We start from the raw sequence: 13,036 nt of genomic DNA, 5'->3' as shown, positions 1-13,036 counted from the left end.
GCTGTCAAGTTCTCCTGGGGTGCCCCTGAGATCCGCGTCACCGGTCTTCGGGTTTCCAATAGTAGGAAGTCAAAGTATTTTGGAGGGATGAGCCGTGAGCTGTACCGCCCCGTGCACCCCGTCCGGTTCGTGACGGCGTCGAGCCTCTTCGACGGTCACGACGCGTCGATCAACATCATGCGGCGGATCCTGCAGTCGCAGGGCGCGGAGGTCGTGCACCTCGGCCACAACCGGTCGGTCGACGAGGTCGCCACCGCGGCCATCGCCGAGGACGTCCAGGGTGTCGCCATCTCGGCTTACCAGGGCGGGCACGTCGAGTACTTCTCCTACCTGGTCGAGCTGCTGCGCGAGCGCGGCGCCGGCCACATCAAGGTCTTCGGCGGCGGGGGCGGGGTGATCGTGCGCGAAGAGATCGACCTGCTGCACTCGCGCGGCGTCGCCCGCATCTTCTCGCCCGAGGACGGCTACGAGATGGGCCTGCCGGGCATGATCAACTCGATGATCGAGGCCTGCGACGTCGACCTCGCGGCCGAGGCCCCGGCGCTGGACAAGGTGCTCTCCGGCGACGTCGCCTCGCTCTCGCGCGTCATCACCCAGCTGCAGGCGGAGAAGCTGCCTGACGAGCTGCTGAGCGGCCTCACCGACGCCGCGGGCAAGCGGGAGGTGCCGGTGCTCGGCATCACCGGCACCGGCGGCTCGGGCAAGTCGTCGCTCACCGACGAGCTGATCCGGCGCTTCCGCCTCGACCAGGAGGACAAGCTGCGGATCGCGGTCCTCGCCGTCGACCCGTCGCGGCGCAAGGGCGGCGGCGCGCTGCTCGGCGACCGCATCCGGATGAACTGCCTGGACGGCTCGCCGGTGTACTTCCGCTCGCTCGCGACGCGCACGACGTCCGGCGAGATCCCGGCCGGCCTGAGTGAGGCGATCCTGGCGTGCAAGGCCGCCGGGTACGACCTGGTGATCGTCGAGACGCCGGGCATCGGCCAGGGCGACGCGGGCATCGTCGACTTCGTGGACGACTCGCTGTACGTGATGACGCCGGAGTTCGGCGCCGCGTCGCAGCTGGAAAAGATCGACATGCTCGACTTCGCCGACGTCGTCGCGATCAACAAGTTCGAGCGCCGCGGCGCCGAGGACGCCCGCCGGGACGTCGCGCGGCAGTTGGTGCGCAACCGCGAGGCCTTCGAGTCCGGCCCCGAGGACATGCCGGTGTACGGCACGAGCGCGGCGAAGTTCAACGACGACGGCGTCACCGCGCTGTACCAGCACCTGCGCGGCCTGCTCGCCGAGCGCGGGCTGACCGTCTCGGCCGGCACGCTGCCCCAGGTCGAAGGCAAGGTTTCGACGGACGCGTCGACGATCATCCCGGGCAACCGGGCCCGCTACCTCGCGGAGATCTCCGACACCGTGCGCGGGTACCACGCGAAGACCGAGCAGCAGGTCGTCGCGGTCCGCAAGCGCGAGGCCCTGGCACTGGCCAAGGGTGAACTGTCCAAGGTGGACGCGTCGACCGACGCGCTGGACGGGCTGCTCGCCACCGCGGAGTCCGATGTGGACGGCGAGTCGACAAAGCTCCTCGAGCGCTTCCAGGCGCTGTCGGAGGAGTACCGCCAGGACGAGCTGGTCGTCAAGATCCGCGACAAGGAGCTGCGCACGCAGTTGTGGCGCGACACGCTGTCCGGCAACCGGATCCCGCGCGTCGCCCTGCCGCGCTACGCCGAGTCCGGCGAGCTGCTGTCGTTCCTGCGCCGCGAGAACCTGCCCGGTTACTTCCCGTACACCGCGGGCGTCTTCCCGTTCAAGCGCGACGGCGAGGACCCGGCCCGGATGTTCGCCGGCGAGGGTGACGCGTTCCGCACCAACCGCCGTTTCAAGATGCTGTCGGCCGACTCGGAGGCGAAGCGCCTTTCGACCGCCTTCGACTCGGTGACGCTTTACGGTCACGACCCGCACACCCGCCCCGACATCTACGGCAAGGTCGGCACGTCGGGCGTGTCCATCGCCTCGCTCGAGGACATGAAGGTCCTCTACGACGGCTTCGACCTGACCGCGCCGAACACGTCGGTGTCGATGACGATCAACGGCCCGGCGCCGACGATCCTGGCCTTCTTCCTCAACACCGCGATCGACCAGAAGGTCACGGAGTTCACGGCGGAGCACGGCCGTGAGCCGTCCGAAGCCGAGGCCGCCGAGCTGCGCGAGTGGGCGCTGAAGAACGTGCGCGGGACCGTCCAGGCCGACATCCTCAAGGAGGACCAGGGCCAGAACACCTGCATCTTCTCCACCGAGTTCAGCCTCCGGATGATGGCCGACATCCAGGAGTGGTTCATCGAGCACGGCGTCCGCAACTTCTACTCGGTGTCCATCTCCGGCTACCACATCGCCGAGGCCGGGGCGAACCCGATCTCGCAGCTGGCCTTCACGCTGTCGAACGGCTTCACCTACGTCGAGTCGTACCTCGCGCGTGGCATGGACATCGACGACTTCGCGCCGAACCTGTCGTTCTTCTTCTCCAACGGCATGGACGCGGAGTACTCGGTGCTCGGCCGGGTGGCGCGGCGGATCTGGGCGGTCGCGATGCGCGAGCGCTACGGCGCGAACGAGCGGTCGCAGAAGCTCAAGTACCACGTGCAGACGTCCGGGCGGTCGCTGCACGCGCAGGAGATGAGCTTCAACGACATCCGCACCACGCTGCAGGCGCTCTGCGCGCTCTACGACAATGCGAACTCCTTGCACACCAACGCGTTCGACGAGGCGGTCACCACGCCGTCGGAGGCGTCGGTGCGCCGCGCGATGGCCATCCAGATGATCATCAACAAGGAGTGGGGCCTGTCGAAGAACGAGAACCCGCTGCAGGGTTCGTTCGTCATCGACGAGCTGACCGACCTCGTCGAGGAGGCCGTGCTGACCGAGTTCGACCGGATCTCCGAGCGCGGCGGCGTGCTCGGCGCGATGGAGACGGGCTACCAGCGCGGCAAGATCCAGGACGAGTCGATCCTGTACGAGCGCAAGAAGCACGACGGCTCGCTGCCGATCATCGGCGTCAACACGTTCCGCAACCCGCGCGCGGGCGAGGACGACGTCGAGGTCGAGCTCGCCCGCGCGACGGAGGACGAGAAGAAGTCCCAGCTGGACCGGCTCGCGGACTTCCAGCACCGCCACCACGAAGAGGCCCAGCAGGCGCTGAAGACGCTGCGCGAAGCGGCCACCCGCGGCGGCAACCTGTTCGGAGTGCTGATGGATGCCGCGCGGGTGTGCTCGCTGGGCCAGATCACGGAGGCGTTCTTCGAGGTCGGCGGGCAGTACCGCCGCAACGTCTAGCGGCGGACGGCCTTGAGCTGCCAGACGGGGACGAGCACGCGGCCGTCCTCGTCGGTGTCCATCGCGGACAGGCCCGCCGCATCCGTGTCCAGCACGACCCGGACGCTCTGCCGCAGCTCGTCCGGGGTCATCGACGTCGTGTAGACGGTCGGTTCGAGCTGCTCGATCGTCCAGTCCTTGCCGACCGTCTCGCGCAGGTTGGCTTCGCTGATCAGGTACGGCGCCGGGAAGGTGTCCGGGACCGCCGGGGAGAACGCGAACAGGTGCAGCCGCGCACCCGGCCGCGTCGCGCGCGTCAGGGCGGCGAGGTACTGGCGCCGTTCGTCCTCGGACAGGCAGTGGTAGAGCGCGCTGTCGAGGACCGTGTCGAAGCGGCCTTCGTAGCCTTCGAGCTTGGTCGCGTCGGCGACGGCGAAGGTGACGTCCGGGGTGCGGGCGCGGGCCAGCTCGATCGCCGAGGGCGCGCCGTCCAGGCCGGTGACGTGCAGGCCGCGCGAGGCCAGGAACGCCGAGTTGTCGCCGAGACCGCAGCCGATGTCGAGCACCTCGCCGGTGAACTCGCCGCCGTCGGCCAGCGCGACGACCGCCGGCTGCGGCGCGCCGATGTCCCACGGCATCTTCCGGCCCATCGGGGTGGCGCCCTGGTAGAGCTCTTCGAAGTCGATGTCCTGTACGTCCATGACTACCCCCTTATTCAACGGATGATGAGATGACTCCATCCTGCACCGCCTGTCAACCTGGTGGTAGTCGTTGAGTATGAAATTCGGGATCTCGACGTTCGTGACCGACGAAGGCATCCGGCCGGACGTGCTGGGTGCGGCGCTCGAGGAGCGCGGCTTCGACTCGCTGTTCCTGGCCGAGCACTCGCACATCCCCGTCAACCGGGAAAGCCCGTACCCGGGCGGGGGCGACCTGCCGGAGAAGTACAAGCGCACGCTCGACCCGTTCGTGGCGCTCACCGCGGCGGCGACCGCGACGTCGGAGCTGCTGCTCGGCACCGGCATCGCGCTGCTGATCCAGCGCGACCTGATCCACACCGCGAAGGAGGTCGCCTCCCTCGACCTGGTCTCCGACGGGCGCGCGCTGTTCGGCGTCGGCGTCGGGTGGAACCGCGAGGAGATGCGCAACCACGGCACCGACCCGAAGACCCGCGGCGCGCTGATCGACGAGCAGCTGGCCGCGCTCAAGGAGATCTGGACGAAGGACGAGGCCGAGTTCCACGGCAAGCACGTCGACTTCGACCCGATCTACGTCTGGCCGAAGCCGGTGCGCAAGCCGCACCCGCCGATCTACATCGGCGGCGAGAGCGAGGCGGCGCTGAACCGCCTCGTTCGCTACGGGGACGGCTGGCTGCTGCGTGGCCACACGCACTTCGACGAGGCCAGGCGCGTCCGCGGCTGGCTCGCCGACCAGGGACGCCCGGACATCGAGTTCGCCGTCTTCGGCGGTGACCCGAAGGCCAAGGTGATCGACGGCTTCCGCGAGGCGGGCGTCGAGCGCTACACGTTCCTGCTGGAGACGCTGCCGGAGGCCGAGACGCTCAAGGCGCTGGACGAGCTGGCCGAGGTGGTCGCCGCGCACCGCTGACGGGCCACGGTCCCAGCTCCGGGAGGTCGCCGGCCAGGCCGGTGCCGGCGGCCCGCCCGGACAGCCACGCGGCGAGGTCGCGCACGGACCCGGTGACTTCGGCGGCGCCGGCGCCCCAGCGGCGGTCCCCGGCGCGGGCCGTCACGCCGTCCGGCAGGCGACCGGCGAGGAAGTCCACGGCGTGGCCGCAGAAGTCGTCGGGCCAGTCGGCGAGGCCGATGCCGACGTCGAGGTCGACGGCGTGGATCCAGACCTCGCGCCAGCGCGCGAAGACCGTGCTGGAGAGCTTGCCGTCGCGGTAGTCGACGTGCTGGTCCCAGTCCGTGACGCGCGCCCACGCGTCTTCCAGGCGGACGGAGTGGCGCAGCAGGTCCCGCCGGTGTTCCTCGGCGGGGCGGCCCGCGGTCGCCTCGATGATGCCGTCCCGGTCGTGCGTCCGGGGGTCGTAGAGCGGCACGAGCACGCCGCGCAGGGCGTTCTCGACCAGGTCGGCGAGCGCGCGCCCGGCGTCGGTGACGTGGGCCAGCACGTGCCCGCGCGTCCAGTCGGGCAACGGCGACGGCTCGCGCACCTGCTCGTCGGTCAGCGGTTCGAGCGCACGGTGCAGCCGGCTGTGCGCCTCGGCGACCGCGGCCGCCGGGATCACTTGTCCAGCAGCAGGTGCACCGACAGCTCGAGGCGGTTGGCGACGTCGGCCGCCGACGCGCGGCGGGTCACCCAGGCCACCAGGTTCGCCATCCAGACGTCCGCGACCACGTGGAAGATGTCGCGGTCGGCCTCGGCCGGGTCGTCGATCCCCATCGCCTGGGCGAACATGTTCTCCATCAGCCGCCCGACCTGCTCGACCTCGGCGGCGGCGGAGGTGTCGGCGAACATGAACGCGCGGACCATCGCCTCGGTCAGGTGCGGGTCGCGCTGCATCAGGCGGGTGTTGCGGCCGAGCACGAACATCAGCCGCTCGGCGGGCGTGTCGCCGGGGATGGCCTGGCGTTCCAGCTTCTCCTGGGCGCGTTCGAACTCGCGGGCGAGACCGGAGACGAGCAGGTGGATCTTGGACGGGAAGTACCGGTACAGCGTGCCAAGGGCGACGTCGGCCTTCTCGGCGACGGCCCGCATCTGCACGGCGTCGTAGCCGCCTTTGGAGGCCAGCGCGAGGGTGGCGTCGATGATCCGGCGGCGGCGGTCGCGCTGGGCGGCCGAGCCGAGTTCGTCGGCGCCGATCGCGCTCAGGCCGTTCCCGCGTGCCTTCGCCGGCGCCTTGGCCTTGCCGGGCATCGGCATTCCCCCGTCCTTCGGAACTTGTTCCAGTTCACGACGTAGAGTACCTGTCCTGGCGAAACGTTCAACAATTGACCCACTGGCCGAAAAACTGTAACACGTTCTACACTCGCGAGTAGTGTTCCGTACCCGCGAGGAGGGCCCATGCCGGTCGCGCTCACCGAGGAACAGGCCGCGCTGGCCGAGGCGATCCACGCCTGGTCCGCCGCGCACCCCCCACGAGAGGCGGTGCGAGCGGCGGAAACCGGTCCGGCCGCCGGGGTTCCCGCGGGCTTCGCCGACCTGGGCTTGTTCGGCGTCGCGTTGCCCGCGGCCGTCGGCGGCGCCGACGGCGGTGTCGCCGATCTGGCCGCCGGGCTGGCCGCGGCGGCCGAAGAACTCGTTCCCGGTCCGGTGCTCGGCACGGCTTTGGCGGGCCTGCTGCTCGCGGAGATCCCATCGGCGAAGGAGCTGCTCGCGGCCGTCGCGGAAGGGGAGGCCACGGTCGCGGTGCTGCTGGACCCGCTCGTCGACGGCGTCTCCGGGCCGGTGCCGGGAGCCACGCCCGAGTCCTGGCTGGTGGTGCCGGTCGACGGCGGCCACGTGCTGCTCGCGCCGGGGACACCCGGGCTGACCGTGGAGCCGCTGGAGCCGTTCGACTTCTCGCGCCCGCTCGCGCGCGTCCGGTTCTCCGGCGCCGGGGCCGAGGTCCTGACCCTGCCGCCGGTCGAGCCGTCGGCGGCGACGCTGGCCGCGGCCGAGGCGGCGGGGGTGGCGCGTCGCTGCCTGACCATCGCCGTCGACTACGCCAAGGTCCGGGAGCAGTTCGGCAAGCCCATCGGCGGATTCCAGGCGATCAAGCACCTGTGCGCGGAGATGCTGTGCCGCGCCGAAGCGGCCGAAGCGCTGGCGTGGGACGCGGCTTCCGGGCAGCACCCGCTGTCGGTGGCGAGCGCGGCCGTCGTCGCCCTCGACGCCGCCGTCGCCAACGCGAAGGACTGCATCCAGGTGCTCGGCGGCATCGGGTTCACCTGGGAGCACGACGCGCACCTCTACCTGCGGCGGGCCGTGGCGTTGCGGCAGTGGCTCGGCGGTTCGGGGCCGTGGCGACGTGAAGCGGCTTCGCTGGCTCTCGCCGGGACCGAGCGGACGCTGGGCGTCGACGTCGGAGAGGATCCCGCGCTGGGCGAGGAGGTGGCGCGGATCGCCGCGTTGCCGGCTTCTTCGCAGCGGGTCGCGCTGGCCGACGCCGGGTTGCTGACCCCGCACTGGCCCGCGCCCTACGGTCGCGGCGCCGACGCGGCTTCGCAGCTGCGGATCGACGGCGCTCTGGCGGCGGCCGGCGTGCGCCGTCCGGACCTGGTGATCGGGGCGTGGGCGGTGCCGACGATCCTCGAGCACGGCAGCGACGAGCAGCGCGCGCGGTTCGCCCGGCCCACCTTGCGGGGTGAGCTGACGTGGTGCCAGCTGTTCAGCGAACCGGGCGCGGGGTCCGACCTGGCGGCGCTGCGGACGGCCGCGCGGCGCGTCGACGGCGGCTGGCGGCTGACCGGGCAGAAGGTGTGGACGTCGCTGGCGCGAGAAGCCGACTGGGGGATCTGCCTGGCGCGCACGGATCCGGACGTGCCCAAGCACAAGGGGATCACGTACTTCCTGGTGGACATGCGTGCCGAGGGCATCACGACGCGGCCGCTGCGGGAGATCACCGGCGAGGCGGTGTTCAACGAGGTGTTCCTGGACGACGTGTTCGTCCCGGACGCCGACGTCGTCGGCACGCCCGGCGGTGGCTGGCGGCTGGCGCGCACGACGCTGGCCAACGAGCGGGTGGCGCTGGGGAGCGGGTCCGCGGTGGGGGAGAGCGTGCAGTCGTTGGTGTCCACAGTGGACGCTTCGTCACTCGATGAGGTGGCTTTGGACCGGCTCGGCTCGCTGGTGGCCTTCGGCGTGGCGGGGTCCGTGCTGGACCTGCGGGCGGCGCTCCGGCGGCTGGAAGGTCAGGACCCGGGTGCGGAGTCGAGTGTGCGGAAGCTGCTCGGGGTGCAGCACCGGCAGGACGTCGCGGAGTTCGCGTTGGAGCTGGCCGGTGCGGGGGCGCTGGTCGCGGGGAGTCCGGCGCAGCACGAGTTCCTGCTGACGCGCTGCCTGTCCATCGCGGGCGGCACCACGCAGGTGCTGCGGTCCCTGACCGCGGAACGGCTGCTCGGTCTGCCACGCTAGTTTTCCTGGCTCGGTTGCTCGACGAGACGGTGCGAAAGGACCGTTCGCGCCGCCCGGGCCGAAACTGTCGGTGGCGTGTTCTAGCGTTGCCGTCGTGGAGTTCAGCGCAGACACCCAGGCCACCTACCTTCCCGCGGATCCCCCGCGGGACGGCGTGCTGGCCTTGTGGGGCGACGACGTGGCCGGCGGGACCACGATCGAGCTCGTGCTGCCCAGGGGCGCGAAGTTCGCGCGCACGAAGGTCGAGGCGGAGCTCGTCCCGCTGGAGCGCGCGCTGCCCCGCCTGCTCGCGGTGGGGGAGGAGGCGAGCCCGGCGGTCGCGGCGTGGTCGGCTGCCGTCAACGCCGGGGTGAACCTCGTCGCGCGGGGGCGGTTGCGGCCGGCGGTGTCCCCGGCCGGGGCGGCGGCCTGGCGGATCGGGCCGTTGGACGCGGCCGACGAAGAGCTGCTGCGCGGCCTGGCCGGTGCGTTGCCACCGGAGGCGTACGCGCTGCCGTTGACCGGGCTGAAACGCATCCGCCTGCACTCACCGGACTCGCTGGTCCGCGCGCTCTGGGACGCGACGGCCGACCTGCTCGCGCGCAGCCCGGCGGCGCCGGTCGGGGCGGGCGACCCGGCGTTCGCGGCGCGCGAACCGGCGCTGCTCGGCCCGGACGGCGCGGCCTGGCTGGCCGAGCTGGAGGCCCGCGAACCCCGCGGCGTCCAGGTGCTGCTGCGCGTCGAGGGACTGGACGACGACACGTTCGCCGGGGTGCTGGCGGTGCGCAGCATGGCGGAGGCGAGCCTGGTGGTCGAGGCGTCGACGCTGTGGGACGCGCCGGACGCGGTCCTGAGCCGCCTGGGCGACCAGGTGGAGACGCAGCTGCTGCTCGGCCTGCGCCGTGGCGCCCGGGCGTGGGCGCCGCTCGGCCGGGTGCTGGAGCAGCCGGCGCCGGCCTCGCTGGCGCTGTCCGACGACGAGATCGTCGACCTGCTGACCGACGGCAGCCGCGACCTCGGCGGCGCCGGCATCGAGGTGCTGTGGTCGAAGGGGCTGTTCGCGGGCGAGGTGAAGGCGAAGGCGAGCGCGACCCAGGCGCCGGCGAGCGTCACGGAGGCGGAGTTCGCGCTGAAGAGCCTCCTGGAGTTCCGCTGGCAGCTGAGCCTGGGAGGGGAGCAGCTGACCGAGGCGGAGGTCGCGGCGCTGGCGGAGGCGAAGCGCCCACTGGTCCGGCTGCGCGGGCAATGGGTGCGGGTGGATCCGCAGCTACTGGCGCGCGTCCGCGGCCGAACCCGCAGGCTCGACGCGGGCGAGGCCCTGGCGGCGGCGCTGACGGGCGAGCTGGAACTGGACGGCGAGCGAGTCGAGTTCGCGGCACCCCCGGCGCTCGGAGACCTGGCTTCCCGCATCCGCGACCGATCCGGTGAGGCGGTGGCCCCGCCGCCGGGGTTGCAGGCAACGCTGCGGCCGTACCAGCAGGCGGGGTTGGCCTGGCTGGCAACGATGACGGGGTTGGGATTGGGCGCATGCCTTGCCGACGACATGGGACTGGGCAAGACAATCCAGCTGATCGCCCTCCACCTGCACCGCCGAGCCCTGGCCGGCGCGCGCGGGTCCGGGAGCGAGCCGATCGCGGACCAGATGGCCGCGCTCCCGGTAGGGGCGGCGCTCGAGGCCGCTGCCCGGTCTGGCCCGGCTGAGGCTGCGGAGGTTGCCGAGCCCGGTCCGGTCGACCGACTTAGTCCGGCCGAGGGTGCTGCCGAGTTCCGTGACGGTGACCGGTCTGGTCCGGCGGAGCTTGCGGAGCCCCGGCCCGGTGGCCTGCCTGGTCCGGCGGAGCCCCAGCCCGATGGCCAGTCTCGTCCGGCCGAAGCTGCGGAGCTTGCCGAACCCGGTCCGGCCGAGTCTCGTGCCGGTGGCCAGCCCGGTCCGGCGGAGCTTGCGGAGCCCCAGCTCGCCGCAACCGGCGGCCCCACCCTGGTGCTCTGCCCCACCTCCCTCCTCGGCAACTGGGAACGCGAGTTCGCCCGCTTCGCCCCGGACATCCCCGTCCGCCGGTTCCACGGCGGCAGCCGTCACCTCGACGACCTCGCTCCCGACGAGGTCGTCCTGGCCACCTACGGCGTCCTCCGCCGCGACCGCGAAACACTGTCCGAAGTGGACTGGGGCCTCGTCGCCGCCGACGAGGCGCAGCACGTCAAGAACCCCCTCTCCGCCACCGCCAAGGAGCTCCGCAAGATCCGCGCCCGGGCCAAGGTCGCCCTCACCGGTACCCCGGTCGAAAACCGGCTCACCGAACTCTGGTCCATTGTGGACTGGACCACGCCCGGGCTGCTCGGCCCGCTCGACCGCTTCCGCCGCACCGTGGCGCGCCCGATCGAGCGCGACCGCGACAAGGCCGTCACCGAACGGCTGGCCGCCACCGTCCGGCCGTTCCTGCTGCGGCGGCGCAAGTCCGACCCCGACATCGCCCCGGAACTGCCGCCCAAGACCGAAACCGACCGGTTCGTCCCGCTCACCGCCGAGCAAACCACGCTCTACGAGGCCGTCGTGCGGGAAAACCTGGACGAAATCCGCGAGAAGCAGGGCATCGAACGGCGCGGGCAGGTCCTGCGGCTGCTCACCGAGCTCAAGCAGATCTGCAACCACCCGGCCCAGTTCCTCAAAGAACCCCACGGCGCGCTCACCGGCCGGTCCGGCAAGCTCGCCGCGTTCGAAGAGCTCATCGACGTCATCCTCGACGAAGGCGAGAGCGTCCTCGTCTTCAGCCAGTACGTCCAGCTCTGCCGGCTGCTCGAGCGCCGCCTCAAGGACCGCGGCCTGCCCACCGAACTGCTCTCCGGCGAAAGCTCGCCCGCGAAACGGCAGGACATGGTCGACCGCTTCCAGGCCGGCGAAATCCCCGTGTTCCTGCTGTCGCTCAAGGCGGGCGGCGTCGGGCTCAACCTGACCCGCGCCACCCACGTGATCCACTACGACCGCTGGTGGAACCCGGCCGTCGAGGACCAGGCCACCGACCGCGCGTACCGCATCGGCCAGGACCGGCCGGTCCAGGTCCACCGGCTGATCGCCGAGGGCACCCTCGAAGAGCGGATCGCGCAGGTGCTCGAAAAGAAGCGGGGGCTGGCCGAGTCGATCGTCGGCGCGGGCGAGGACTGGATCACCGAACTGTCCGACGACGAGCTCGCGGACCTGGTCCGGCTCGGGAGCGGGTGATGCCGCCGAGGCGCACCTTCGGCCGGACGTGGTGGGGCCGCGCCTGGGTCGACGCGCTCGAGCAGCGCGCGAAGCTCGACCCGAACCGGTTGCCGCGCGGGCGGACGTACGCGCGCAAGGGCACGGTCAGCGAGCTGCACGTCGGCGCCGGGGAGGTGCAAGCGCGGGTGCGGGGCAGCCGGCCGCAGCCCTACAAGGTCACCATCACCATGCGCACCTTCACCGACGGCGAGTGGGACACGCTGCTCGGCGTGGTCGGCACGCGGCTCGGGCACGCGGCCGCGCTGCTCGACGGCGAACTGCCGGGCGCACTCACCGAGCAGGCGCGCGAGGCGGGCGTCGACCTGCTGCCCGGCCCGGGCGACCTGCGGCCGCGGTGCTCGTGCCCGGACTCGGCGAACCCGTGCAAGCACGTCGCGGCGGTGTACTACCTGGTCGCCGACGAGGTGGACCGCGACCCGTTCACGCTGTTCCTGCTGCGCGGACGCCCGCGGACGGACGTCCTGGCCGAGCTGCGCTCCCGCCGGGCCCCGGCACGCGGCGAGAAACCGAAGCTGCCGAAGCGCGTGGACGAAGGACTGACGCCGCGCGCGGCCTACGCCCGTCAGCTGGGCGCGATCCCGGCCCTGCCGCCGCCACCGCGGATGGCCGGACCACCGGCGACCCTGGACCTCGACCCGCCCCCGAGCACCGGCTGGACGGCGGACGCACTGTCCGGCTTGGCAGCGGACGCCGCCTCGCTCGCGCGCGACCTGCTGACGGCCGGCGCGACGGCGGCGGAGCTGACGTTCGAAGAAGACCTCGCACGCCGGGCCGCGAGCCGGTCCGGCTCGGAGTTCATGGCGTTGGCCACCGCGGCCGGGGTGCCCCTGCGGGACTTGGTCCACTGGGCCGAGGCCTGGCGCGAAGCCGGCCGCGACGGCTTGGCGATCGTCCGCGAGACGTGGCAGCCGGGGCCAGGCCCCCTGGCGGAGGCGCTGGCAGTCGTGGCCGACGCGGGGTTGCCGGGAACACCCAAGGCGTGGCGCAACCGCCTGACCCAGGGAGACTTGCAGCTGCGCTACGGCCGCGACGCCCGCTGGTACCGGTTCATCCGCGTGGGCCCGGAGTGGCGCATGGACGGCCCACCCTCGGCAAGCCCGGTGGACCTGGCCTACTGACCTCGGCGACCCGGCGACCCGGCGGCCCGGCGGCCCGGCGGCCCGGCGGCCCGGCAGCCCCGGTGGGGCTTGGCGGCTGCGGCTGGTCCGGCGGCGTGGTTTTGACCCCGGCCCGGCGGTGCGGCGGCCCGGCGGCCCCGGCAGTTCGGCGGCCTGGCGGCCCGGTGGCCCGCAGCCTGGCGGTTCGGCGCCCGGCGGCGCGGCGGTCGCCCGGTACCCCGGCAGCTCGGGGCCTTGGGCTGCCCGCCGCGGCAGGTCCGTCCCGCTGGCCCCCGACCGCGGCCGGCCGCGGCGGCCG

Annotated in this window: 8 protein-coding genes; 5 read left to right on the top strand and 3 right to left on the bottom strand. The window is 72.3% G+C overall.

Translation table 11 applies throughout. The features are described 5' to 3' along the window. Positions 1 to 87 precede the first annotated feature (87 nt). Positions 88 to 3,321: a fused isobutyryl-CoA mutase/GTPase IcmF gene (icmF, locus tag QSK39_RS41685; protein WP_285483319.1), complete on the top strand. Its 3,234-nt coding sequence runs from the start codon at positions 88 to 90 to the stop codon at positions 3,319 to 3,321. Here icmF and QSK39_RS41680 read toward each other — a convergent pair. After that, positions 3,318 to 4,001 carry a class I SAM-dependent methyltransferase gene (locus QSK39_RS41680; protein WP_285483318.1) on the bottom strand — a complete coding sequence of 228 codons (684 nt, stop codon included), beginning with the start codon at positions 3,999 to 4,001 and terminating at the stop codon, positions 3,318 to 3,320. The genes icmF and QSK39_RS41680 overlap by 4 nt on opposite strands. Before the next feature lie 76 nt (positions 4,002 to 4,077). Here QSK39_RS41680 and QSK39_RS41675 point away from each other — a divergent pair, with 76 nt between their 5' ends. Further along, positions 4,078 to 4,908: an LLM class F420-dependent oxidoreductase gene (locus tag QSK39_RS41675; protein ID WP_285483317.1), complete on the top strand. Its 831-nt coding sequence runs from the start codon at positions 4,078 to 4,080 to the stop codon at positions 4,906 to 4,908. On the opposite strand, the gene QSK39_RS41670 is transcribed toward QSK39_RS41675, so the two are convergent. Together QSK39_RS41670 and kstR are read right to left on the bottom strand one after the other, a co-directional pair. Beyond that, positions 4,862 to 5,554, bottom strand: a complete 693-nt coding sequence (locus QSK39_RS41670) for a maleylpyruvate isomerase family mycothiol-dependent enzyme (protein ID WP_285483316.1) — start codon at positions 5,552 to 5,554, stop codon at positions 4,862 to 4,864. The genes QSK39_RS41675 and QSK39_RS41670 overlap by 47 nt on opposite strands. Next, a complete protein-coding gene (gene kstR, locus QSK39_RS41665) occupies positions 5,551 to 6,189 on the bottom strand; it encodes a cholesterol catabolism transcriptional regulator KstR (protein ID WP_284741219.1) in 639 nt (212 codons plus the stop codon). Before kstR ends, QSK39_RS41670 begins: the two co-directional genes overlap by 4 nt. 141 nt (positions 6,190 to 6,330) lie before the next feature. Between kstR and QSK39_RS41660 the strand changes: the two genes are divergently transcribed. The 3 genes from QSK39_RS41660 (at position 6,331) to QSK39_RS41650 (ending at position 12,738) form a co-directional block, all read left to right on the top strand. Then, positions 6,331 to 8,382, top strand: a complete 2,052-nt coding sequence (locus QSK39_RS41660) for an acyl-CoA dehydrogenase family protein (RefSeq protein WP_285483315.1) — start codon at positions 6,331 to 6,333, stop codon at positions 8,380 to 8,382. 94 nt (positions 8,383 to 8,476) lie between these two features. Continuing rightward, positions 8,477 to 11,578, top strand: a complete 3,102-nt coding sequence (locus tag QSK39_RS41655) for an SNF2-related protein (RefSeq protein WP_285483314.1) — start codon at positions 8,477 to 8,479, stop codon at positions 11,576 to 11,578. Next, positions 11,578 to 12,738, top strand: a complete 1,161-nt coding sequence (locus QSK39_RS41650) for an SWIM zinc finger family protein (RefSeq protein WP_285483313.1) — start codon at positions 11,578 to 11,580, stop codon at positions 12,736 to 12,738. The genes QSK39_RS41655 and QSK39_RS41650 overlap by 1 nt, the downstream gene beginning before the upstream one ends. The last annotated feature ends 298 nt before the right edge of the window (positions 12,739 to 13,036 follow it).

The sequence above is a fragment of the Amycolatopsis sp. NBRC 101858 genome (assembly GCF_030269325.1).
Lineage (GTDB): Bacteria > Actinomycetota > Actinomycetes > Mycobacteriales > Pseudonocardiaceae > Amycolatopsis > Amycolatopsis ponsaeliensis.
This window is presented reverse-complemented; position numbering and strand designations above follow the sequence as displayed.

What these genes read in the sequence shown, in the direction of transcription:
- icmF (WP_285483319.1), top strand. Translation starts at nt 88, where the DNA reads ATGAGCCGTGAGCTGTACCGCCCCGTGCACCCCGTCCGGTTCGTGACG.
- QSK39_RS41650 (WP_285483313.1), top strand. Translation starts at nt 11,578, where the DNA reads ATGCCGCCGAGGCGCACCTTCGGCCGGACGTGGTGGGGCCGCGCCTGG.
- QSK39_RS41675 (WP_285483317.1), top strand. Translation starts at nt 4,078, where the DNA reads ATGAAATTCGGGATCTCGACGTTCGTGACCGACGAAGGCATCCGGCCG.
- kstR (WP_284741219.1), bottom strand. Translation starts at nt 6,189, where the DNA reads ATGCCGATGCCCGGCAAGGCCAAGGCGCCGGCGAAGGCACGCGGGAAC.
- QSK39_RS41680 (WP_285483318.1), bottom strand. Translation starts at nt 4,001, where the DNA reads ATGGACGTACAGGACATCGACTTCGAAGAGCTCTACCAGGGCGCCACC.
- QSK39_RS41660 (WP_285483315.1), top strand. Translation starts at nt 6,331, where the DNA reads ATGCCGGTCGCGCTCACCGAGGAACAGGCCGCGCTGGCCGAGGCGATC.